This is a genomic window from Streptococcus sp. A34 (genome assembly GCF_043674115.1).
GTDB lineage: Bacteria > Bacillota > Bacilli > Lactobacillales > Streptococcaceae > Streptococcus > Streptococcus suis_V.
In genome coordinates, this window is sequence record NZ_JBIMJM010000006.1 from 28,843 (window position 1) to 53,625 (window position 24,783).

The 24,783-nt window shown below is 40.9% G+C and carries 17 protein-coding genes and 1 pseudogene; 2 read left to right on the plus strand and 16 right to left on the minus strand.

Annotated elements, in window-relative coordinates; all coding sequences use genetic code 11:
- Window positions 1–8: 8 nt before the first annotated feature.
- From ACHBGV_RS03010 to ACHBGV_RS03065, 12 genes are all read right to left on the minus strand, one after another.
- On the minus strand, window positions 9–821 hold the full coding sequence (locus tag ACHBGV_RS03010) for a metal ABC transporter permease (protein ID WP_172043963.1): 813 nt from the start codon (window positions 819–821) through the stop codon (window positions 9–11).
- Complete coding sequence (locus ACHBGV_RS03015; RefSeq protein ID WP_394735623.1) at window positions 814–1,518, minus strand: metal ABC transporter ATP-binding protein; 705 nt, start codon at window positions 1,516–1,518, stop codon at window positions 814–816. Before ACHBGV_RS03015 ends, ACHBGV_RS03010 begins: the two co-directional genes overlap by 8 nt.
- The gene (locus ACHBGV_RS03020) at window positions 1,518–1,961 is read right to left on the minus strand and encodes a zinc-dependent MarR family transcriptional regulator (protein WP_105111109.1); all 444 of its coding nucleotides are present in this window, start codon (window positions 1,959–1,961) and stop codon (window positions 1,518–1,520) included. Before ACHBGV_RS03020 ends, ACHBGV_RS03015 begins: the two co-directional genes overlap by 1 nt.
- A gap of 229 nt (window positions 1,962–2,190) precedes the next feature.
- Window positions 2,191–2,454, minus strand: a complete 264-nt coding sequence (locus ACHBGV_RS03025; RefSeq protein WP_105111110.1) for a hypothetical protein — start codon at window positions 2,452–2,454, stop codon at window positions 2,191–2,193.
- 73 nt (window positions 2,455–2,527) lie between these two features.
- Window positions 2,528–3,562, minus strand: a complete 1,035-nt coding sequence (locus tag ACHBGV_RS03030; RefSeq protein ID WP_394735624.1) for an aldose epimerase family protein — start codon at window positions 3,560–3,562, stop codon at window positions 2,528–2,530.
- Between the two features lie 26 nt (window positions 3,563–3,588).
- The gene (gene araA / locus ACHBGV_RS03035; RefSeq protein WP_394735625.1) at window positions 3,589–5,013 is read right to left on the minus strand and encodes an L-arabinose isomerase; all 1,425 of its coding nucleotides are present in this window, start codon (window positions 5,011–5,013) and stop codon (window positions 3,589–3,591) included.
- A 24-nt stretch (window positions 5,014–5,037) separates the two neighbouring features.
- Window positions 5,038–5,733, minus strand: a complete 696-nt coding sequence (locus ACHBGV_RS03040; protein ID WP_318823935.1) for an L-ribulose-5-phosphate 4-epimerase — start codon at window positions 5,731–5,733, stop codon at window positions 5,038–5,040.
- 9 nt (window positions 5,734–5,742) lie between these two features.
- A complete protein-coding gene (locus ACHBGV_RS03045; RefSeq protein WP_394735626.1) occupies window positions 5,743–7,332 on the minus strand; it encodes a xylulokinase in 1,590 nt (529 codons plus the stop codon).
- A gap of 195 nt (window positions 7,333–7,527) precedes the next feature.
- A complete protein-coding gene (locus ACHBGV_RS03050; RefSeq protein ID WP_394719506.1) occupies window positions 7,528–7,749 on the minus strand; it encodes a hypothetical protein in 222 nt (73 codons plus the stop codon).
- Window positions 7,750–7,773: 24 nt separating this feature from the next.
- Entirely contained in the window at window positions 7,774–8,997 is a 1,224-nt protein-coding gene (gene mmsB, locus ACHBGV_RS03055; RefSeq protein WP_318823937.1) for a multiple monosaccharide ABC transporter permease, read from the minus strand.
- 1 nt (window position 8,998) lies between these two features.
- Window positions 8,999–10,552 (minus strand): sugar ABC transporter ATP-binding protein, encoded by a 1,554-nt coding sequence (locus tag ACHBGV_RS03060; protein ID WP_318823938.1) that lies wholly within the window; start codon window positions 10,550–10,552, stop codon window positions 8,999–9,001.
- 122 nt (window positions 10,553–10,674) lie between these two features.
- Window positions 10,675–11,889, minus strand: a complete 1,215-nt coding sequence (locus ACHBGV_RS03065; RefSeq protein ID WP_318823939.1) for a sugar-binding protein — start codon at window positions 11,887–11,889, stop codon at window positions 10,675–10,677.
- A 292-nt stretch (window positions 11,890–12,181) separates the two neighbouring features.
- Here ACHBGV_RS03065 and ACHBGV_RS03070 point away from each other — a divergent pair, with 292 nt between their 5' ends.
- On the plus strand, window positions 12,182–13,264 hold the full coding sequence (locus ACHBGV_RS03070; protein WP_318823940.1) for a GntR family transcriptional regulator: 1,083 nt from the start codon (window positions 12,182–12,184) through the stop codon (window positions 13,262–13,264).
- Between the two features lie 145 nt (window positions 13,265–13,409).
- Here the strand turns inward: ACHBGV_RS03070 and tkt are convergent, their stop codons facing one another.
- The 3 genes from tkt to ACHBGV_RS03085 all read right to left on the minus strand — a co-directional run bounded on the left by tkt (window position 13,410) and on the right by ACHBGV_RS03085 (window position 23,282).
- Window positions 13,410–15,380, minus strand: coding sequence for a transketolase (gene tkt, locus ACHBGV_RS03075; protein WP_394735627.1), 1,971 nt, complete (start codon window positions 15,378–15,380; stop codon window positions 13,410–13,412).
- A gap of 305 nt (window positions 15,381–15,685) precedes the next feature.
- Window positions 15,686–22,141 (minus strand): pullulanase, encoded by a 6,456-nt coding sequence (locus tag ACHBGV_RS03080; protein ID WP_394735628.1) that lies wholly within the window; start codon window positions 22,139–22,141, stop codon window positions 15,686–15,688.
- A gap of 193 nt (window positions 22,142–22,334) precedes the next feature.
- Window positions 22,335–23,282 carry a LacI family DNA-binding transcriptional regulator gene (locus ACHBGV_RS03085; protein ID WP_394735629.1) on the minus strand — a complete coding sequence of 316 codons (948 nt, stop codon included), beginning with the start codon at window positions 23,280–23,282 and terminating at the stop codon, window positions 22,335–22,337.
- Window positions 23,283–23,544: 262 nt separating this feature from the next.
- Between ACHBGV_RS03085 and ACHBGV_RS03090 the strand changes: the two are divergent.
- Window positions 23,545–23,721: pseudogene (locus ACHBGV_RS03090) on the plus strand (IS5/IS1182 family transposase); the annotation flags it as partial.
- Window positions 23,722–23,734: 13 nt separating this feature from the next.
- Here ACHBGV_RS03090 and gap read toward each other — a convergent pair.
- The gene (gene gap / locus ACHBGV_RS03095) at window positions 23,735–24,745 is read right to left on the minus strand and encodes a type I glyceraldehyde-3-phosphate dehydrogenase (RefSeq protein WP_105111113.1); all 1,011 of its coding nucleotides are present in this window, start codon (window positions 24,743–24,745) and stop codon (window positions 23,735–23,737) included.
- Between the last annotated feature and the right edge of the window lie 38 nt (window positions 24,746–24,783).

Below are 24,783 nucleotides of genomic sequence, written 5' to 3' on the forward strand. Positions count from 1 at the left end.
AATTCCTCCTATTTTTTAAACTTGGCTACTAGATTCACCAATAGGAAAATACTAATAAAAATCAAGGTAATGCTGGCACTTGCAGGTGTTTCAGCATAATAAGATGTCAGCAAACCAGTGACCATTCCAAAGAAGCCAATCAACATTCCGATCACAATCACCGACTTGAAATTTTTTCCTAAACGAAGCGCAATGGCTGCAGGTAAGACCATGATGGTCGATACCAAGAGGGCACCAGCCGCAGGAATCATCAGGGCAATGGCGACACCTGTCACCACATTAAAGGCAATAGACATGGCACGTACCGGTAAACCGTCCACAAAAGCCGTATCCTCATCAAAAGTCAAGATATACATAGGACGCAGGAAGAGAAGGGTCAACAAGATAACCGCAACTGCAATGCCAAATAAAGCCCAGACCTGTTCCTGGCTAATAGTGACAATCGATCCAAACAGATATTGATCCAAACTCAAACTCGACTTTCCGCCAGACTTATTCATGACAATAAGGGAAATAGCCAGACCTGTAGACATCAAGATTGCCGTACCGATTTCCATAAAGTTCTTGTAAATCGTCCGCAAGTATTCAAGAAAGACTGCTGCAACAATCACAACAAGTAAGGTGGACACAGTCGGAGAAATCCCCAAAACCAAACCAAACGCCACACCTGCTAAGGAAACGTGACTAAGCGTATCTGACATCAAACTCTGTCTTCTAAGAATGAGAAAAACACCCAGGATTGGCGAAAACAAACTCATGGCAATAATTGCCAAAAAAGCCCGCTGCATGAAATCATACTGGAAAATAGACAGATCAAACATGGCCTACCTCCTCGTCGGGTTCGTGGACGTTGAAACAACGCCATGGTGACGCTTGGTCCCGCACCAGATGGATGTTACGGTCCGCATACTTGCTAAGCTCATCTGGATCATGGGTAATCATCAAAACAGCCTTTCCATGCTTTTTAGCAGAATGGTGCATTAACTTATAAAAGGCATCCTTGGTACCACTATCCATACCAGTAGTCGGCTCATCCAGAATGAAAATATCCGGATCAGATGCAAACATCCGAGCAATGACAGCCCGTTGCTTTTGTCCACCGCTCAGTGAACCCAGTTTTTTATCTCGATGATCCCACATACCAACTGATTCCAAACTCTTCTTCACATGTTCCTCATCGTGAGCCGTCAACCGTCTAAACCAACCCTGCCTTGGGTAACGCCCCGAACGAACAAATTCCAAAACAGTACTTGGAAAACCAGCATTAAAGCTAGCAATCTGCTGTGGTAAATAGGCCAAACGTAACTTTTTGCCCGTAACACTCTTCTCTGCCAATGTCACTTTTCCTATCCTAGGCTTTAAAATACCCAGGGTCGCCTTGATCAAGGTAGACTTGGCAGCCCCATTTTCACCCGTCAAGGTCACAAACTCCCCACTATCCAAGTGATAATGGATGTGCTCTAGGACCGGCTCCTTGTCATAATAGAAGGACAAATCCTCCACTGTGATGTATCTCATTATTTTTTAATCTTCTCCACTAAATCCTGCATAAATCGACCAATCAATTCTTGCTCATCAGTCGTGTAACCCTTTAGCAAGTCCTCGTAAGCCTCTAATGTGTGGGCATGATGGTGGGCATGCTCCGCCGCAATGGGACGAGCCAGGTCCGTTAGACTAAAGCGAACAACACGGCCATCCTTACTATCCCGCACTGCCTCCAAGAGACCTTGCGCAACCAAAGACTTGGTGGCCTTGGTCACTGCAGCCTGACTGATATTGAGCTGCTTAGCAATCTCAGTATTGGTATAAGCATTCTTTTCAATCAACATGAGGATATGCTCCTGGGTATTGGTCAACTTGACCGAGCTCTGGCAATTACCAACTAGAATCTCCAGTTGATTTTCCGAACTCAGGACAATCTCATGCAAACATTTTTCAATTTCTAACGCAATCGGATTCATTTTATTTCCTTAACCTTTTAATTAACTTGTTAAGTATATCATATAAAAAAAGAAAAAACAAGAAAATGAGTCATATTTTCAGAAAAAGGCAAACCTCTGACTAAGAGTAGCTTGGACATAGGGCAACCAAGGTCCGTATCAACCTATGCCGTAAGGTATTTTTCTATTCAAATAGCAAAACAGGCACAACTGGCAACCTCGCACAGACATACCGAGATATTTACAAGATTCACTTTTTCATCTTTAAGAGAAATACCAGAGGGGCAAAGAGAAAGAGAGACGGGAAGGCGATTTTTTCTGCCAAGGCATTTTTAGGTATCTTTTCATACAAATCATCCATGATAAACGAAAAGGCCAGCCAACAGAGAAATAAGTAGATGGCACCTAGAAAATTAGGCCAAGTAGGCAAACCATCCCAAAGCAAACTTAGGCCAACCCCAAACAACATCCCACCGACGACAAAGGCCAAAAAATCAAATTTCAAAGATTTCATAACAGCTCCTTTTGTTTATAGTATAACACAAAACAACCCCTCGGCGAAGGGCTGCTTTGATAATCCGTTTAACTTATAGACTGGACACATATTCGTAGATAATGTGATAAGTCTGTTCTACGTTAGGAGCGAGAATAATAGAATCAAAATGTTCATGGTGAACTGCATCAGGAAGATTTTGCGGTTCAATTGCAATTCCTTCGTGAATGATACCCGCTTTTCCATCGTCACGCGCAAATGAAACTCCTTCTGTCAGCGAGTTCATGGTGTAGATAACTACCCCTTGACGCTCAGAATATACATTTAGCTGATCTCCACTCTCTCTATCACGCAAAACAACTATTGGCTGGTTCTCTGCTTGGTTGACAACAAATGCATCATCAAAGCCTACACTCTGCTCAATTGCTCGACTAAGATTAGTTAACTTTCTAAAATCGAATGGCGTATTATCGACCGGCAGAAATTGACCGGAGGGAATCAATTCGTCATCAGTCTCCAAAACATAATCTGCAGCAACCATCAATTCGTGTGTCTGTAGGTTTTGATAACGACTCAAATTAAAGTAGGGGTGGGTAGTAGGATTGAAAACTGTTGACTTAGTAGCATTTGCCCCTGAAAACTCAAATATAACCTGATTCTCATTTGTCAAACAAACAGCTACCGTTACATCCATATCAGCTGGAAATCCGTCATGTGCCTCTGTTATACTGTGTGAGAAAACCACCGTCACCCTATCCTCATCCTCGATTACTTGGTAATCCCAGTGTAGTTGATGGAAACCTTCTGGACCTCCGTGTAAGCAATTTTGATGATTATTTATTGGTAGCTGGTAACTATTTCCATCAAGAGTAAGCTCCCCCTTTGCAATACGACCGGCAACTCGTCCGATTGTTTGACCTGCAAAAAGATCATTTCGGTAATAGTCACTTGGCACATCAAAACCCAACAAAAGATTTTTATAAGAACCATCTGGTTGCGGAACTAAAAATTCTTGCCAAGTGGCCCCTAAAGTCAGAAAACTAACCACAAGACCATTCTTATTCTGTAGCCGAACCTGTGTGACTTCCTTATCATATATCATCTCTAGTATTTTTGTTGTAACTGTCATCCTTGTCTCCTTAACAACTTAGAAAGCTACTTTATCAACACATACTCAAGCCCTACTAATTTAGCCCAATCAATAACCTGATCAGAGGTCGCATTCAACGAAACAACTGTATGGTGGCCTCCCCCAGCCTCAATCCAAGCTTTTACACCATCTTGGAAATTAGGTTTTACCTCCCAAAGTACACGTGCAACTGGTAAATGTGGAGCTAGCTCTGTTGGCTCAAACGCACTTACTTCATTGATAAGTAATTTGAAGTGTGTTCCAAAATCTGCTACTGATACGACGACACCTTCTCCTGCTTTTCCATCAAATACAAGACGAGCTGGATCTGCTTTTCCCCCAATTCCTAATGGAGAGACAAGTATTTTTGGTTTGTCTTTGGCCAGTGTAGGATCGACTTCAAGCATGTGAGATTGTAGGACAGATTCCTTACCGATAGCAAGTTCGTAAGTATAGTCTTCCATAAAACCAGTATTCTGATTATGTGCCATCACTTTCATAAAACGATCAAGGGCAGCAGTCTTCCAATCACCTTCCCCTGCAAAACCATAACCTTGCGCCATTAATCGTTGAACAGCTAAACCTGGCAACTGTTTCATGCCGTGCAAATCTTCAAAATTATCAGAGAAGGCCGTGTAGCCACCAGCATCAAGGAACCGTTTCAGTGCAATCTCATATTTAGCTTGTTCCTTCACGTGCTCTTCCCAGATTGCAACATCATAGTCACCATAGTCAAAGTCGTAAAGCTCCTTGTAATCTGCAAAGAGAGTATCTACCTCTTCATCAGTTACTTGATCAATTACTTCAACTAAATCACCTATTCCATAGTAATCAACAGTCCAACCTAACTGAATTTGTGCCTCAATCTTGTCACCATCAGTAACAGCAACATTACGCATGTTGTCCCCAAAACGAGCCACTTTTATATTAAACCCTTCATTGTAGGCAACTGCCACGTCCATCCATTGACCAATTTGGCTTTGAATAGATTCATTTTGCCAATAACCAACAACTATTTTGTTATTTTTCTTAAGACGAGCATTGATAAAACCATACTCTCTATCCCCATGAGCTGATTGATTGAGGTTCATAAAATCCATATCAATCGTCGACCACGGAATAGACTCATTATATTGGGTTGCTAAATGTAAGAGTGGTTTTTGTAACAATTTAGTGCCACGAATCCACATCTTAGCTGGCGAGAAAGTATGCATCCAAGTTACAACACCAGCGACCTCGTCTCGGTAATTAATTTCTTTCATCAACTTGGTAATAACATCAGCAGAAACAGCTAATTCTTCTTGAAATACTAATGGGTAAGGGAGTCGGCCACTTGCATTCAGACGATCTACCATCTCTCTCGCATGTTTTTTGACTTCCTCAAGCGTTTCTTCACCATATAAATGTTGTGATCCAACCACAAACCAAAATTCTTTTTTTGTTTCTAACATAATATAGCTCCTTTTAAATAGAAATTAATTCTGACCATAGTAAGCATTCTTACCATGTTTTCTTAAATAGTGTTTGTCTAAAATATATTGAGGCAACTCTGGTGCAAATGGATTTAGAAAACGAGTAATAGCATTCATTCGACAAACTTCTTCCAAAACCACGGCGTGCATAACAGCATCTTCTGCATTTTTTCCCCAAGTAAAAGGTCCATGTCCTTGGAGTAGAATACCTGGAACAGAGACTGGATCTAATCCGCGTTTTGTAAATGTCTCAACGATTACATTCCCTGTCTCATGTTCATAACCAGCATCAAGCTCTTCTTTCGTCAAAAATCGGGCACACGGAACTGTCCCGTAAAACGTATCTGCATGAGTTGTCCCCATTGCTGGCACATCTAGCCCAGATTGTGCCCAAGAAGCTGCCCAAGGCGAATGCGTGTGAACAACACCGCCTATTTCAGAATATGTCTTATATAATACTGCATGAGTTGGCATATCTGATGACGGACGAAGGTTGCCGTCAATTACATTACCATCAAAATCACAAACAACCATGTCATCAGCAGTCATCACATCATAATCAACACCTGACGGTTTAATAACAAAGAGACCGGATGCTCGATCAACTTGACTAACATTCCCCCAAGTATATTGAATTAAGTTACGTTTTGGCAATTCCAAATTTGCTTGGTATACAACTTTCTTTAGTTCTTCTAACATAGTATCTCCTTAAACTCTCTCGACTGCCACCTTTTCAATAGCTAGTCCTTTTTTATAATTTGCTAGAAATACCTTAAATCCCTCACTATCTTCTGAATTCGGCTCAATCGTCTCAACAGGAGCATCTACAAATACAATTTCTTCCAGATAGCTACTTAATGGTTGTTCAGTAGCATAATTCAAATAATCAGCCAAGAGTGCAATGCCCCAAGCACCTCCTTCTCCAGCCGTATCCATGACCGATACCGGTGTTTGAATAGCTGCAGCTAATAAACTTTGGGCAACTTGTGGAGTTTTAAAAATACCACCATGCCCTAAGATACTATCAATCTGAATGTGCTCTTCATCTACCAAAATTTCCATTCCAATTGCCAGGGTTGAAAATGCCGATAAAATATGACTCCGCATTAAGTTCGGTACTGAAAATCTACTTTCAGGAGTACGCACCAAGAGCGGCCTACCTTCGTTTATATTGGTGATACTTTCCCCAGAATAATAGCCATAGGATAACAAGCCACCACAATCTTTTTCACCCGATAAAGCCGCATTGAAAAGCAATGGGTAAATATCTGAACTGCTAATTGATTGACCAGACAAAACTGAAAACTCCTGAAATAGTTTGACCCAAGCATTTATGTCTGAACTGCAATTGTTCGCGTGTACCATTGCAACTGTATCACCAACCGGAGTTGTAACAATATCTATCTCTGAATGTCGGTGTTGCAAAGCGCGCTCTAAAACAATCATTGCAAAAATAGACGTTCCAGCTGAGACATTGCCTGTCCGTTGCGATACACTGTTTGTGGCTACCATTCCAGTTCCTGCATCCCCTTCTGGCGGACAGAGACGAGCTCCTGATTTTAACTGACCTGTTGGATCTAAACGATTAGCTCCTTCTGGCGTTAATACTCCAGCTAAACTTCCTGCCGGCAAAACCGCTGGTAAAATAGATCTTAAATTCCAAGAAAAATCATACTCCTTAATCAAGCTATCAAATGACGCAAGGAAATTTTCCTTATAATATCCAGTATCAGAGTCAATAGGGAACATGCCCGACGCATCTCCAACTCCCAAAACTTTTTGACCGGTCAACTGCCAATGAATGTACCCGGCTAAAGTGGTCAAAAATGAAATATTTGGTACATGTTCTTCCTTATTCAAAACCGCCTGATAAAGATGTGCTATGCTCCAACGTTCAGGAATGTTAAAATCGAACAGTTGGCTCAATTCTTCAGCAGCCTGTCCTGTAATTGTATTGCGCCATGTGCGAAAAGGGACTAATAGCTGATCTTTTTCATCAAAAGCCATATAGCCATGCATCATCGCACTAATACCGATTTGACCAATTTGGGTTAGATGAATACCATACTTAGATTGCACTTCCTCAACTAGCTGACGATAGGCAGACTGCAGACCAGTCCACACAGCATCCAATGAGTAGGTCCAAACACCATCTACCAATTGATTCTCCCAATCATAACTGCCCGAGACTATTGTTTGTTGATGACTATCAATTAAAATGGCCTTAATTCGTGTCGATCCAAATTCAATTCCTAAGGATGTACGTCCTTGAACTATGTCATCCATAATATGATGCATCTCATTTCCTCCTTTTTCTTACAGATACTCAATTACCACACTATCTAAACTTTATTGACTCTATAATTTATTATTAGAATTAAAAATTAAAAGTCATCATTAACCCGTCCAAAACTGGATTGATGATAACTTTCAAAATTCACAATCTGTAGGAGAATTTCCCTCCAATAATCAAGAAATGAATGGAAGCTATCACTACTTTTTCTTCTTAAGCGACTTTTTCATATCATATGCCGTATACGCGGTATAGACAATGACAAAAAGAAGTGATAGATAAAAAATAATATTCAATACTGTGAAGACAGCCTGCCCAGCCTGGAGAGTCTCATAGATACTTTGGACCAACCAAACGAAGCACACAAGTGCAGTCAAACCATACAGACGACACTTTGAAATATCATTTAATTCTTTGCCCATTTTCATTCCTCTTTTCAAAAAATATTAGTGTTTACGACGTTTTGAATAAATATCAATGGCTACTGCAAGCAACAGTACTAATCCTTTAATTGTTTGAATCAATGCCGAATCAACACCCATGATAGATAACCCTTGGTTAATAACCCCAATCACAGCTGCACCGACAACTACACCTGGAACTGTACCGATACCACCCGTTACTGCAGTACCACCAACAAAACAGGAGGCAATTGCATCCATTTCAAAGGAGTTACCTGTTGCTGCGGACGCCGAACTCAAACGCGAAAGCATTGCAATAGCTGCAATCGCTGACAAGAATCCCATATGAACATACAACAGGAAATCTACTCGCTTAGTATTGATACCGGATAACATCGCAGCACGACGATTGCCTCCGACTGCATATACATGACGACCAAATACAGTTTTTGTCAAAATAAAGTTATATAGGGCAACCAAAACTCCGACAATGACTAACATGATAGGAATCCCACCTTGAACTGCATTACCAGAAGTTGCAAACAAATATGTTAATGCTCCTATGATAACTGCCGCTATCCCAATTTTAGTATAGGTAGCAGATAATGGTTCGACATCTAAACCTACTAAAAAGGCTTTCTTACGACTACGAAATTGACTATATGCAAAAAACAAAATCAATAGTAAACCAACTACTACTGTCAAACCATCAAATGGTCCCCAGAATCCTAAAACATTCGGAAGATAGTTTGCCGCAATGGCATTGAAAGATGAATCGTTTACTGGAATAGATGCATTAATCATGGTTGTTGCTAGACCACGAAATACTAACATTCCTGCTAACGTCGTGATGAAGCCTGGGATGCCAACATAAGCGACCCAAAATCCTTGCCAAATACCAATCAATAAGCCAATTAAAATACCAATAATAATTGATAAGAACCAATTAACATGCATATCTTGCATCAGCAATGCAACACATCCACCAATAAAACCAACTAGAGACCCTACTGATAAGTCGATATGAGTCGCGATAATGACCATTACCATACCAATAGCCAAGATAACAACATAAGCATTTTGTTGGATTAATTGCACAACTGTATTAGGCTGTAATAGTAATCCTCCTGTCAAAAATTGAAAGACTGCTATGATGACAATCAAGGCGCCGACAATCCCGTATTGACGACTATTTGCTAATAGTGACTCAAATAAGCCTTTTTCTTTTTGATTAGCTGATTTCACAGCTGTATTTGTTTGTGTACTCATTTTACGCATCCACCTTCGATTTTTCTTTTGTCATCCCTTTCATGAGATACTCTTGCGAGAATTTCTCTTTAGGCACATCTTCTGTGACAACACCTTGGCTTACTGTATAAATGCGATCACATATACCAATCAATTCAGGGAGCTCCGAAGAAATAACAATAATCGCTTTCCCTTCATTAGCCAATTTGTCGATAATTTCATAAATTTCATATTTTGCACCAACGTCAATTCCTCGTGTTGGTTCATCTAAAATCAAAATATCTGGATTTGAAATGACCCATTTGGCCAATACCACTTTTTGCTGATTCCCACCAGATAAATTTGAGACCTGCTCCTCAATAGAGGGAGTTTTTATATGAAATTCTTTCCGATAACGTTCAGCAACAACACGCTCAACATTTGAGTCCATAACGCCGTTTTTAGAATGTTCCCGTAGAGCAGCTAGCGAGGCATTCTCTCGAATACTTTGCAAAAGATTCAATCCGTAACCTTTCCTATCCTCTGTTGCATAGGCTAGTCCGGCAGCTATTGCTTTTTGAACAGTAGAAGTATCCGTCTCTTTTCCACGAATAAAAACTTTTCCAGAAATATTTGAACCATAGGATTGTCCAAAAATACTCATCGCTAACTCAGTTCGACCTGCCCCCATCAAACCTGCAATACCAACTATTTCTCCAGAACGTACTTCAATATTGGCATGATCAACTACGACACGTTGTTGATCTAATGGATGGTGAACTGTCCAATCCTCAATTCTCAAAATTTCATCACCTGGATGTGACTCATGTTCAGGATACAAATTGGTTAATTCACGTCCAACCATTGCTGCAATCAATCGATCTTGATTTAACGGTTCTTCTTCGGAGTTCGGCATATATCCAACTGTAGATCCATCACGAATAATAGTAACATTATCAGTGATCTCTTTAATCTCATTCAACTTGTGTGAGATAATAACAGATGTTACCCCTTGATTGTCACGTAAATCTCTAAGAATATCCAACAGATGAGCCGAATCTTCATCGTTCAACGCTGCTGTCGGTTCATCCAAAACTAATAACTTAACATTTTTGGATAGTGCTTTTGCAATTTCAACAAGTTGCTGTTTACCGACACCAATATCCATAATTTTGGTTTCTGGACTTTCCATCAATCCCACACGCCCCATAACTTTAATTGCATCCGAGCGTGTGCGCATCCAGTCTATCACCCCATTGTGTTGTTTTTCATTACCCATAAAAATATTTTCCGCAATAGACAGAAATGGGCTTAAAGCAAGCTCTTGTTGAATAACAACAATCCCTAACTCCTCCGAGTCAGAAATCTTTTTAAACTTACACTCTTTTCCATCATACAAAATCTTACCAGAATATGTCCCATGTGGGTAAACTCCCGAAAGTACATTCATTAGGGTGGATTTTCCAGCACCATTTTCCCCACAAATTCCATGAATTTCCCCACGTTTGATATTCAAATTTACATTAGACAGTGCTTTCACGGGACCAAATGTTTTGGTAATATCCTGCATCTGTAAAATCATTTCAGATTCATGCATACTATCTCCTTACTCATTCTATTCTATACTTTAGCTTTTCTGACAAATATTCTCTGCAAGGATATTTAAAATACCGGGCTAGTTCGCAATCCCAATCACAAACTAGCCCAACCTCTATGGTTTTATTCAATAATTGGAGCCTTAATATCTTTTTGATATTGGTCCTCAGTTATAAATCCTGTTTCCACTACATAATCGAGACCTTTTTGATCACCGGTAGGTTCTTTAACTAGCTCATCGGATTGCATCAACCATGTTGGCACATCCTTTTTGCCATTATTCATCGGTTTTTTATCAGAAGACGGTGTCTTCCCTTCTGAAATCTCTTTGATAAGAGTTGTAGTTTGTTTAGCGAGAAGTGAAACATCTTTAAAAACTGTTTGTTCTTGTGCACCATAGTAAATGTTTGTTATCGCAATATCCATACCATCTTGTCCTGTAATAATTGGCCAAGCAGATTTATTTGTTGGATTTTTTGCATCAAATGGAATAGACGGTGTCATATCTGGGCGGGCATTTTTGATTGATTTCATAACACCAAGCGAAATAGCATCATATGGTGAAAGAACAGCAGCCAGAGGTTGATCTCCTAATTTTGTCATAATTGCATCCATTTGTTTTTGAGCTTGAGATTGATCCCATGCATGGACAGATATTTTCTTCCAGTCTTCCACTGTAAAATCTTTTGTTACAATTCCAGATGGATCTACAAGTTGACCAGATTCAAAATACGGTTGGAGCAAGTCCCACGCTCCTTTGAAGAAGTACGGAGCATTGTTATCGTCATCAGATCCTGCAAATAACGCAATATTATAAGGTATATCTTTTCCTCCACCATTTTCTAAGTCCAACCTTCTGATAATCGTTTCAGCCTCCAAAATGCCCGTACGCTCCAGATCAAAAGTAACATAATAGTCAACCGCCTCAGTGTTCATGATAAGTCGGTCATAGGCAATAACCGTCGCACCACCGTCTTTTGCCTGCTGAACAGCTGGACCTACGGCTGTTCCATCTACAGAAGCCACAACCACAGCTTTCGCTCCAGCAGAAACTAAGTTATTAATATCTGTAGATTGTTGAGAAGGGGAGTTATTTGCATAAGCAAGTTTTGTTTTAAAACCAGCTGCTTCCAACTCTTTAACTAAGTTTCCACCATCGACATTCCAACGTTGATCAGCTTTCGTTGGCATCGAAATACCAATTAAATCTCCTTCTTGAAGAGCTCCTTCTGTGGCGCCTCCACCTCGTGTGGTTGAACTACATGCTGCTAAACCTGATAACAATGTAACTCCTGCGATCATAAATCCAGCTTTTTTTATTAACTTACTAATTTTCATTTTTGTAACACCTCTGTTTTTTCTGTATATAAGATATAGTTAGTCAAAATGTTAATTATGAGAACATTTTAATTTCTCCCTCACTTCTCCCTTCGTTAAGAATTTGATTATTAGAATATATTCTTCTTTGGTATGCGCTTACATTTAATATTATAACCTCTTCAAAAAAATTTGTCAATACTTTTTTATTATTATTTTTATTTGTCTGCACAAAATTATGCAAATCTATTGAAAATTTGTATCAAATAATGTTATAATACAATAAATTAGTATAAAACAAGAGGTTCTTTATATGAAGCCTAAATATCAGATGATTGCTTCTGAAATCAGAGAAATGATTATTCACAAACAATTCGTTGAAGACCAACCATTACCTACAGAAATTGAATTGCAGAATACCTATAAAGTCAGTCGTCAAACAATTAGGAATGCACTGTCACTTCTAGTTTCCGAAGGATACCTATACAAAAAAAGAGGGTCTGGTACTTATATCAATACACAACGTTCTATACTCAATACACATAATACTCCAACTAAAACAATAGGAGTTATCACAACTTATATTTCAGACTATATCTTTCCGTCAATAATTCGTGGTATCGAAGAAGAATTGACGAAGCAAGGATATTCCCTAATATTATCTAGTACAAATAATAATGTTGAACAAGAACTTAAATGTCTTGAAAAAATGGTTACTCATAATGTAGATGGGCTTATTATTGAACCGACTAAAAGCAACTTGTACAACCCCAACATAGCAACTTATGTTACACTTAAAGAACTTGAAATTCCAATTCTGATGATCAATTCAACATACGAAGAATTAGAGGTTCCTTGCCTTCGAATTGATGATATAAAAATATGTTATGAGTCAACTAGTGAATTGATAAAAAATGGTCATAAAAACATCTTATTTATTACCAAAATTGATGACTTACAGGGTAAATATCGTATGAAAGGATTTATCAAGGCTTGTGAAGAAAACAAGTTAAATATAACCAATCATTCGATTATTACTTATACGACCGAAACTTCTGAGTCTATCTGTGAAATAGCTCTTAAGTCTATCCATGAAAATCCGGAAATAACTGGAATAGTTTGTTACAATGACGCTATTGCCAAAAAAATTATCGATATATTAATTAAAAATGGGTATTCCATTCCTAATGACCTTTCTATCGTAGGGCATGACAACTCGCATATCAACAATTTTGAGGAACTAACATTAACTACAATTGAACATCCTAAAGAATTACTTGGTATTGATGCAGCCAAAAGTATCATTTCAGCAATTGAGACCGGGAAACGACCAAAAGGAAAATTGTATCCTCCTCAGATTGTTAAAGGAAATACAGTGAAGCGCATACTACCTTAGCACTACAGTCTTGTACTCAAATTATGAGTAAACATAATTTAAAAGCACAATAGATAACAAACTGTTACTTATTGTGCTTTTTCATGTTTTCTGTCGATTCAAAAAAACAGCCCCGAAAACAAGGGCTGTTCCTAGTTAATCTGTTTTACAACTCATTAACCAATTTCACGACGTTTTCAACGGTGAAGCCGTAGTTGTCGATAACGGTTTGAGCTGGAGCGGATGCACCAAACGTATCGATACCAAGCACCTTACCGTCAAGGCCGACATACTTGTACCAGCCCTGAGTAGCACCCATTTCGATAGCCAAACGACGACGAATAGCGTTTGGAAGGATTTCTTCCTTGTAAGCTGCGTCTTGAGCATCGAAGAGCTCTGTCGAAGGTACTGACACGACACGGACTTTTGTACCAGCTGCCGCCAATTCCTTGGCTGCCTTGACTGCCAAGTTAACTTCAGAACCTGATGCAATCAAAATAGTGTCAAAGCCTTCTGTATCGTAGACAACATAGGCACCTTTGGCAACCTTATCAAAGTCTGTTCCTTCTTCAACTGTCAAGTTTTGACGAGTGAGGACAAGGGCAGACGGAGTAGACTTGCTTGTCAATGACAAGTACCAAGCAGCTTGTGTTTCACGCGCATCTGCTGGACGGAAAACGTTGAGGTTTGGCATTGCACGAAGACCAGCCAAGTGCTCGATTGGTTCGTGGGTTGGTCCATCTTCACCAACTGCGATTGAGTCGTGGGTAAAGACATAGGTCACTGGCAATCCTTGCAGAGCTGACAAGCGTACCGCCGCCTTGACATAGTCTGAGAATACAAAGAATGTACCACCAAAGACACGAAGTCCACCATGAGCTGCCATACCGTTCAAGATCGTACCCATCGCAAATTCACGCACACCAAATTGGATGTTGCGATTGAGCGGATTTGCAGCATCTTGCAATCCTTCGCCCTTGATAACGGTCATGTTTGAGTGAGCCAAGTCGGCTGAACCACCAAAGAAGTTTGGCAAAACAGCTGCTGCTGCGTTGATAGCGTCTTGTGACGAGTTACGAGTGGCTTGTGAAAATCCATTTTCATAAACTGGGAAGTCTTCTGGCTTGAGCTCTGCCAATTCACGGCCTTCCAAGATAGCTGTCACTTCATCTGCCAATTCTGGATAAGCAGCCTTGTAGTCTTCAACCAATTTAACCCAAGCGTCGTAAGCTGCTGCACCACGATCAGCCACATTTTCTTTGAAGTCAGCGTAGACTTCTTCTGGAATCTCAAATGGAGCATAGTTCCAATCCAAGGCCTTGCGAGTTGCTTCTGCTTCATCTGGTCCAAGTGGAGCACCATGAGCCGCATTGCTACCAGCCTTGTTTGGTGAACCATAACCAATAACTGTCTTGATTTCAATCAGAGATGGCTTGCCTGCTGTTTTTGCTTTTTCAATGGCCGCAAAAATCGCATCCACATCTGTACCATCGGTCACAAGGTCTGTATGCCAACCGTAGGCATCGTAGCGAGCACGGACATTTTCCGTAAAGGCATCCTTGGTCTCACCGTCCAAGTTAATATCGTTTGAATCGTAAAGAACGATGAGTTTTTCAAGCTTCTGAAGACCTGCGTATGACGCTGCCTCAGCTGAAACACCTTCCATGAGGTCGCCGTCTCCACAGATAACATAGGTATAGTGGTCAAAAATTGGGAAACCGTCGCGATTGTACTTAGCCGCCAAGTAACGCTCTGCCTGCGCAAAACCTGTTGCAGTTGAAATACCTTGTCCAAGCGGACCAGTTGTCGCATCGACACCTGCTGTGTGACCGAATTCTGGGTGCCCTGGTGTTTTAGAACCCCACTGACGGAAGTTCTTAATCTCATCCATTGTCACATCAGCAAAGCCTGACAAGTGGAGCAAGCCGTAAAGCAACATAGAACCGTGTCCTGCTGATAAGATGAAACGGTCGCGGTTAATCCAGTTTGGTTGCGCTGGATTGACACGGAGTTCTTTTGTAAAGAGGCTGTAAGCCATCGGAGCTGCACCCATGACAATACCTGGGTGACCTGATTTAGATTTTTCAATGGCATCAATACCAAGGAAACGAATCGCATTGACTGAAAGATTTGACATGTTTTTCTCCTTTTATAAAGTCATGTTTTCATTATACCATAAAGCGTTTTCTATGTCTGTCACAATATTCTTGTTTCTATATAACGAAATTTTTTGAGAGGAGGGGAATCAATAAATGTATGAAAGAAATTACAATTTTTGAGATCTAAAATCCAAGTAAATTCTTCATTAAAAAACGCATAAAATCAGTATGTCACTTGAACCGTTGATTCTATGCGTTTTATAATGTGGTCTATCTCAATAATTTTGCTACATTTTTAGTTTTTACCAAAAACTGTAAAAACTATTGTTACGACCGAAGAATACTATTCTTCTAATTTTTTGTTTCTTCCTTGTGCAGCAACTGTCAAACCAAGTCCAGCAAGTCCGAGGCCTAGAAGTGCCAAATCACTTTGTCGGTCACCTGTAGCTGGTAGGCTTTCTTTGTTTGATGCACTTGTGGTTTGTTCAGACACTTGAGCTATTGGAGTAGAAAGACTTGGTTTTTCTACTGTTTCCTTAGCCTCCATACTACCCTTAACAACAATCCGTGCCTCACCATCTACTACTGTTTCAGATAACAGATTTGTTGCTACTACCTTGCCGTCAACCAAGACATCTTGATAAACCAAGACTCTCTTACCTGCCTTACCTTCTTGAAGCACATAAGATTGACCTTTTGCGAGAGTTTCATCATAGCGAACTTCCTCTGCAACCGGAAGGACTGTTTCTTCTGTACGTTCTTTCGTAGTAAATTCTAGGGTTGGTTTTTCTTCAGCAGTAGGTGCTGTATCTGGAACTTCTGTAATGATATAAGGCAAACGAATCACTGTTGCTGTCAAAGGTGCAAGAACAACTGCGCTATCAGTCAATTCGACACCCACTAAATCAGACAATGCTTCTACACCTGCACGTTCACCATCAACCAATACTTGACCCTGCAGTAAGTCTTTGTAAATATCTGAAAGAACAAAACTACGTTCTTTACTGTCAGCATTGACAAAGACAGCATAGCGATCACCGTTGCTTGCAATGGTTTGATAGGCAATAACCACATCATTTGTAGCAATACCATTCTGACCTGGAATTGAAATCAAGCTAACCATTTGATCGACTTGGTCTTTTGTTCCCAAACGGAAGGCATCTGTAGATTTGCGCAAGGCAATCAATCCTTTTGTAAAGGCCTGAGTACGGGTATTCTCTGGATAGAGCGCCTCATCTGTCGCTTTGGTCCAGTCAAACTTGTTGACGGCATCAGATGAATCGTAAGAGTCATGAATGTAGTATGGGTAATCAAATGGTGTACCATCAGCATTTGTCAACAAATGAGCTTTGTTCGGCACTTGATCTTCTGCTACAGGGTACTGATAATCAGGGTGAAGGAACTGTTTGGTCCGTCCATACTCCTGACCAGAATGGATGAACGGTGTCCCTTGAGCAGTCAAAACTAGCAAGTTACCCAAACGTTGCCGTTGGTGAATTTCCGTGTAATTTTCAGCGATTGATGGATCCTTCTTGATGGACTGAGCAATGATATCAAAGAGCGTCAAGTTATCATGCGCAGCAATATATTGGATCACATCACCTGGATCATCTGCCAAGAAGTTGCCTGGTTGTGCCTTGATGTTATTAAAGACAGATTCTACACTCTTAGCACCGCCTGTGATGAAGGCTGGCTGACCTTCGTTTGGATAACCTGATTTAAGTGTGTTGCGAATGTCATCTGAGAATACCGCAACCGTATCTGTTGAACTCATCCAGTCTTGGTCCGCTGGCTGAACAGGTTGATTGGCATCACCTGTAAAGGTTCTCCAACCCTCACCAAGCATAATGATGTTTGGATTGAGTTTTTGAGCCTCGGTAAAGGCCAACTCAATTGCTTCGGCATCATGGTCCCCCATCATATCGAAGCGGAAACCATCTACCTTAAACTCATCCACAAGATACTTGATGGAATCAACTAAGACACGACGGCTCATATAATGAGTTGTTCCCAGACGACCACCACCAAAGCTTGATTTAGCCGTACCATCTGCCTCCATAAAGTGATAATAGTTTGGCTCTAAGTCTTCAAATAAGAAGGTCTTAGAAGTGTGGTTATAGACCACATCCAAAATCACACCCATGCCTTGTTTGTGGATTTCATTGACCAGGTTTTTGAATTCCTCGATGCGTTTCAACGGATCTGTTGGGTCTGTAGAATACATACCTGTAAAGGCAAAGTAGCTCTGTGGATCATAGCCCCAGTTGTAGTTGCTGTTGCTTGATGCGTACTCGCTCATCCGCTCTGCATTTTTCAATTCATTGACATAATAGTAGCTCATAACTGGTAGCAACTGAATATGGGTCACACCCAGGTCTTTGAGGTAGCTGAGACGCTCTGCAAAGGCTGCGAAGGTACCGAACTGAGCAGTCAATTCATCCAAAATTGCAGGATCTGATGTGAAGTCACGGACATGAACCTCATAGATAATAGCATCTTCACGCTGATTGAAGTTAGGAATGGTGGCATAGTTCAAATCACTTGGACCAACTTCTGCTGGGTCCACAATCGCAGCTTTTGCAATCCGATAAGATGGGTCTGTATCGGCCAAATCACTATTCCACTCCGCTAAAGATTTAGCATATGGGTCTAAAACAAGAACAGATTGATCCCCACGAGTGATTTCATAATGGTAGTAGTAACCACGATAGTCCGCGATACCAAGACCTGATTGACTGTTCAATTCGAGGTCCCATTGTCCTTTATCGCCCTTGGTCATGGCCAATTTACCGACCACCTTAGATTGGTCATCCTTATCATAAAGAACAACTGCCACACTGTCTGCACTTGGAGACCAGAGAGTCATATCAACGACACTACCAGCCTGACGCACACGCGCACCAAGCTCTCCATCATAAGCATAGAGCTCATCCTTCAACTGCCAGCTCATAGTTGTTGTGAAGCTATCATTGCCATATTTGAGAGTATAGCCCGCATTTTCTTGGTTGAAATCCCCGAGGACTCGCACCTTGTTGCTAGTGGCATCCAAGACAAGATCCGTCACTGCAACTGTCTGACCATTCTTATCTGTTACAGACAATTTCTCCAAGATGCTATCCTTATCCGCACCTTCCAATGTTGTAAAGGCTGCTTCTAAAGCTGTTAAACTAACGTGAGAAACACCTGTCACACGGACATTATTGACAAAATAAGGGTTGGTGTAAATAGTCGTATCATCATCCTTGAGGAAGATTTGTGTCTGATTTTTCAAATCTGTAAAGCTATAATCTTTCTGTTGAATCTTCACATCATCTCCTGACTTGCTTTCATCCAATAGCAAGAAGCCAATGGAACTTGGTAAATCTGTCAATTTGACATCAATATAGGCACCGTACTTGCCTTGGTTTTCAAAATCAATACCATTTGGCCAGTCACCCAAGGTAAGGTCAGTCACATCACCCCAAATCCAGAGACCTTTTTGGTCATAATTGCCATCGGTACGGAAGTAATTGATACGGATGTAGCCTTCTTTAAGCGGTTGATAGAGGCTGAGTTGGTAGTTTTCATCAAACCAAGCTTCATTCATCTTGGTGCTAATTCGTTCAATGGTCTTGTCACCTGTGATGTTATCACCAGAAGTGTTATTAATCAACAGACTAATCTTGCTGGCTGTTTCATCTTTCATCTTGATGTCCAGATAATAGCCATAGTCATCCTGCTTAGCAGTACTGAAATTGGTTGCACCTGTTGGCCAAGCACCAAGATCTGACGATGGTTTTTCGACATCATCCCATGTCCATAAACCTAGGCTAGATAAATTATCAGATGGTAGAGTTTTAAAGTGAACACGGAAGTAACCTGCTTCAATTGGTTCTTCAGTTGCTCCTTGCACACTTGCATTGACGATGTCACCTGCTTGAGTCTGAAGGAGCATGGTGCCACCTTGACCGATTGTTGGCAGTTCGACTTGAACAACCCATTTACCATCTTTCTCGATAGCTTGGTAAGATTTTCCTGTGTAGGCATCTGTGACAACCACATCTTTACCAGATACTTCAAGCGCCATTTCCTTGTTCTCGGTATTGGTTGAGAAGACAAGATAGGCTACTTGATCTTGGTAACCGCGTTTGCTGATAAGCCAACCTTGGCTATCATTTCCAGCAAGTGTGCTTGTATCACCACGTGAGAGTAGTGTTGAATTGGCATTACGGAAAGCCAACAATTTTTGGTAATGGTCCTCTATGTCACTTGTTTCTACCTTACTCCAATCGAAATCGTACCGGTTATCATAAACTGGCCAGTTGTTTTGCCCAGATTGGCCTAATTCTTCACCGTAGTAGATGACAGGCTGACCTTTAGCAGTAATCAAGAGACTAGCAGCCAATTTCAGTTTATCCAGATTGCCTTCTTTTTCTGCGCCACTGAGACTGTAGAGGAAACCATCTTCGTCGTGACTGCCCAAGAATTGACCCAGAGAAGCTGCACTAGTCAGAACCTTGCTACGTTCTTCCAGCTCTTGTCCAGCTGCTTTTAGTTGACCATTGACCAGATATTTGGCAATATCCTTAAAGCCAAAGTCCAACAAGCTGTCCATAGTACCGACTCCCAAGTCACCCTTGGTATCCTTATAATTCGCTCCCCAAGTTTCCCCAATCAAGTGGAAGTCAGGATCTCTATCCACCAATTCATTTTTGAAATGTTGCCATGTGGTATCATCAACGTGTTTGACTGTATCGACACGGAAAGCATAGATAGAGTTGCCCTTGGCAGTTGTTGAGCGTTCCAACCAAGATGCCTGCCAAGCAACCAACTGATTGCGAACAACTGCTTCTTCTGTCTTGAAGTCTGGTAATCCAGATAATGAGCCTAATTGGTCATCTCCCTGCTTGTCTTCTTCCTTAGTCCGTACCATACCTGCAAAGGTTTCTTCTGTACCATAGCCAGCATGGTTAAGCACCACATCGACAACAATGTTTATTCCTTTTTCTGCCGCGGCATCAATCAATTCGTGGAAGTCGGCTAAACTTCCCAAATGCGGATTAAGTTTCTCAAAATTGGATGCCCAATAACCATGGTAAGCATAGTACTCTCCATCTGTTGCGCTACCAACATTCTGTGGAATATTTTCCACAATCGGAGTCAACCAGATAGAGTCCACACCCAGTTCTTTCAAGTAATCCAGCTTGGCTGTCACTCCTTTGAAGTCACCACCTTGGTAAAGACCGCGAGGATTGGTCACGTCTCCGTCAACCACCTGATCATTGCTAACGTCACCATTGTAGAAACGGTCGGTCATCATGAAGTAGATGACTTGCTCATCCCAGTCTTTTTCACCTTCTGCCTTAATGCGCTCCGTAATGGTCACATCCAATTTTGTTTCGTAGTAACCATTGTCCTTGTCATAGACCTTTACAGGAAGACTATATGTACCTGGCGCTGTGCTAGACGTCGCTTTAATGGTCACACGATTGAGCTCAGAAGAGATTGGTACAAGGCCTCCACCGATGGCACTTGTATCGACTTCCATTTTAACTATCTCAGCATTTTCAGGGTTAGTGACAGTAACAAATACCAAGCCGCTCTCATTGTAGTTGAATGGTGCTTTGCTACTAGCCTCAACAGTCACATTTTTTGTACCCGGAGTAGCTTTACTTGTATCTAATTCTACTTTCTCTTCGATAAAATATGGATTTGTGTAAACTTTGTCGTCATCGTTTCGAAGGAAAATTTGGCTATGCCGTTTACGATCTGCAAAAGCTAAATCAATCGATTTATTGCCAGCAAGATCTGGATTATTCTGATTGATTAGTAGAAATCCAAGCTTAGAATCTAAACCATTCGAAAGAGGAATGTCAACATAAGCACCGTATTTGCCAAGTTTAAAGTCAAGGGCGCCCGTTGGCCAGCCGCTACTTGCTTCAGTCGTATCTCCCCAAGTCCATACGCCCCAACCATCATAATTGTTGTCTTCACGTGTGTAATTGATGCGGAGAACATTATCATCCTTGAGTGGCTCATAGCTAGAAACAGTATAATCGCTAGCAATCCAAGCCTCATTTTGTTCCGGAACAAGAAGCTCCACTTTTTGGTCCGATTCTGTTATTTTTTCCCCATCTTTAAGGACCAAATAACCGATTGTGCCTGGTGTCTCAGATTTTTTAATATCAACATAATGGCCGTAGTCATCTACCTGACTGCTTGAAAAATTCGCTGTATCCGTTGGCCATTGATTACCATCGGACGGCTCTGCCACTCCTCCCCAAGTCCACAGTCCTTGGCTCTCTGGCGCTGTTTCATCTACATTTTCAAAGTGCAGACGAATACTGCCTTCTTCAATTGGTGCTTCTGCCGGGGTGGATAATGTAGCTGTTTCTGCTGCAGCTCTTTCTGCCACAGCTGTTTCAGTAGTTGCCAGCGGTTCTGCTGATGCATTATCTACTGTTTCAACAACCTCCGTTACTGCTGGAGTCTCAACTGTTTCTGATACTCCAGTTGAATTTGATGTAGACTCAGTCACCGTTTCTTCTGAACTTGGTGCTGTATCCAAGGCTGTAGGCGTAGTCTCTGCAACTGGGGCTGGCTCAACTGTTTCGACAGGCTGCTCAGAAACATCGGTTATAATAGCTTCCACAGGAGTAGCCACTTCCTCAGCATGAACTGTTTGACCAGGTCCAGACATTAAAAAGGCTGTCGCTATACCGACGGACGCAACTCCTATCGTAAACTTACGAATTCCGAAAATAACTTTTTTTTCAAACATTGGTGATTTTTTTACTAAACGCAAACGTTTTCTATTCATGCCGTACTCCTTTGGTATGTATAATATGATAATAGTATATAAAAAATATTTTCTTTTGCAAACGTTTTCTTAATTGTTATCGGTAACAGCTTTCTTAATCAAAAAAGGGATTGTACTCTTTATTTACCCAGTCATCGTACCCATCAACACTGGATTTAACAACCCCTCTATTAGTTATGTAGCATCATTCATTTTATGCTCTAGTACTTTCTCTCACTACCAAGCTAGCTTGGCAAAATCGCTTTTGTTCCTTTAATTCACAGCCCTCCACCAGAGTCATTAACTGATTAACAGTAATTCTCCCCATTTTTCGGAACGGTTGCCGCATAGTGGTTAATTGAGGACGAGAAACGCGGTCAATAAAGATTCCATCAAATCCAATAATCCCATAATCTTCTGGGACTCTCTTTGATGAAAATAATAACCCCCGCTCAATACCAAGCGCTATGCGATCAGAAGCACATATAAAGCAAGTATTGGGTGATAACAAGTCCAATTGTCTTACAAAGTCTTCTGATACCCTAGACCTGTTTTCTAGACGATAAATTTTAGGGGGATGTCCCAATTCCTCCATTGCCTCTACATACCCAGCTTCCCTAGATTGTGCAAAGGCATCTGGCAAATCTATCCCAACAAATACGACCTGTTCATAGCTTTTCTCAAAGGCAAAGCGACTTGCTTGGTAGGTTGCTTCCTTATTGTGTGTATCTACAAACGGAAGTCCCACCATATTTTCGCCAAATAAGACTACGGGTTTCATCAACCTTCGCAGCCAGCCATAATCTTCTATACGCGCACCTGTGACAATGTAGCCGTCACATTGTTCCGTCACTTGATTCCGATCCGTCACAATTTGCATTGTATAGTTTTTTTCGCTCAGTCCGAGTGAAATTCCTGCTATCAACTCAGCATAATAAGGCTCGACAGTCTCCATTTCCTCTAAGATAATGACCTGGACTGTCAGAGTTCGTTGTTGTGCAAGGGCTTTTGCCACAACATTCGGTTGATAATCTAACTCTTTCATTGCTAACAAGACCATCTGTTTTAACTCTTCCGTAACGAGTTCTGGATGATTCAGAACCCTGGAAACTGTCATCTTTGAAACATTGGCCCTTTTCGCCACATCTGCCAACGTCGTCATATATCTCCTCTCTTATTTTCTAGCCAAAATATGCAAACGTTTTCTTGGTGTTATTATATATTATTTACTACTAAAAAGTAAAGCACTTTCATCACATTATTTTACAAGAATTTTCTGAATAATCCGCGAATCTGTTTTTTTAATTATAAAAAGGCCTATTTATTAGACCTTTTAACTGTATTTAAAAAGACGGTGTTGACATAACCCTTGAGAAGATACGTTGAACTTAATCCTAGTCAAGTCTTCTTGTTTTAGATAGAACTCTTTGGCGTGCTTAAATCTCAAAAAACTTGTCAAAAGGATGGCGGGAGAGCCTTTTTATTTTGTCCAGATGAGGTGGTTTAAGCACCAAAACAGACACTTTTCTCTAAAAACAGTAAAAAAGACAAATACCGAAACGATATTTGTCTGCAATCTGAAGAGGCCGAAGCCTCTTTGATTTTCACTAAGGATTATTTAGCGATTTTTGCGAAGTACTCAAGAGTACGAACAAGTTGTGAAGTGTAAGACATTTCGTTGTCGTACCATGAAACAACTTTCACCAATTGTTTGCCGTCAACGTCAAGAACTTTAGTTTGAGTTGCGTCGAACAATGAACCGTATGAGATACCTACGATATCTGAAGATACGATTTGGTCTTCAGTGTAACCGTAAGACTCGTTAGCAGCAGCTTTCATTGCAGCATTGATTTCGTCAACAGTTACGTTTTTCTCAAGAACAGCAACCAATTCAGTTACAGAACCTGTTGGAGTAGGTACGCGTTGTGCAGCACCGTCCAATTTACCGTTCAATTCTGGGATTACCAAGCCGATAGCTTTAGCAGCACCAGTTGAGTTAGGAACGATGTTTGCAGCACCAGCGCGCGCACGACGAAGGTCACCACCACGGTGTGGTCCGTCAAGGATCATTTGGTCACCAGTGTAAGCGTGGATAGTTGTCATCAAACCTTCAACAACACCGAAGTTGTCTTGAAGAGCTTTAGCCATTGGAGCCAAACAGTTTGTAGTACATGAAGCACCAGAGATAACTGTTTCAGTACCATCAAGGATATCGTGGTTAGTGTTGAAAACGATTGTTTTAACGTCGTTACCGCCAGGTGCAGTGATAACAACTTTCTTAGCACCATTTTCATGGATGTGTTGCTCAGCAGCAGACTTAGATGCAAAGAAACCAGTTGCTTCAAGAACGATTTCTACACCGTCAGTAGCCCAGTCAATGTTAGATGGTTCGCGTTCTGCAGAAACTTTAACGAATTTACCGTTAACTTCGAAACCACCATCTTTAACTTCAACAGTACCGTCGAAACGACCTTGAGTTGTGTCGTATTTCAACAAGTGTGCAAGCATTGCTGGATCTGTAAGGTCGTTGATACGAGTAACTTCAACACCTTCAACATTTTGGATACGACGGAATGCAAGACGACCGATACGACCGAAACCGTTAATACCAACTTTAACTACCATTTATGATTTCCTCCTTATGAAAATCGAGTTGTATTTTT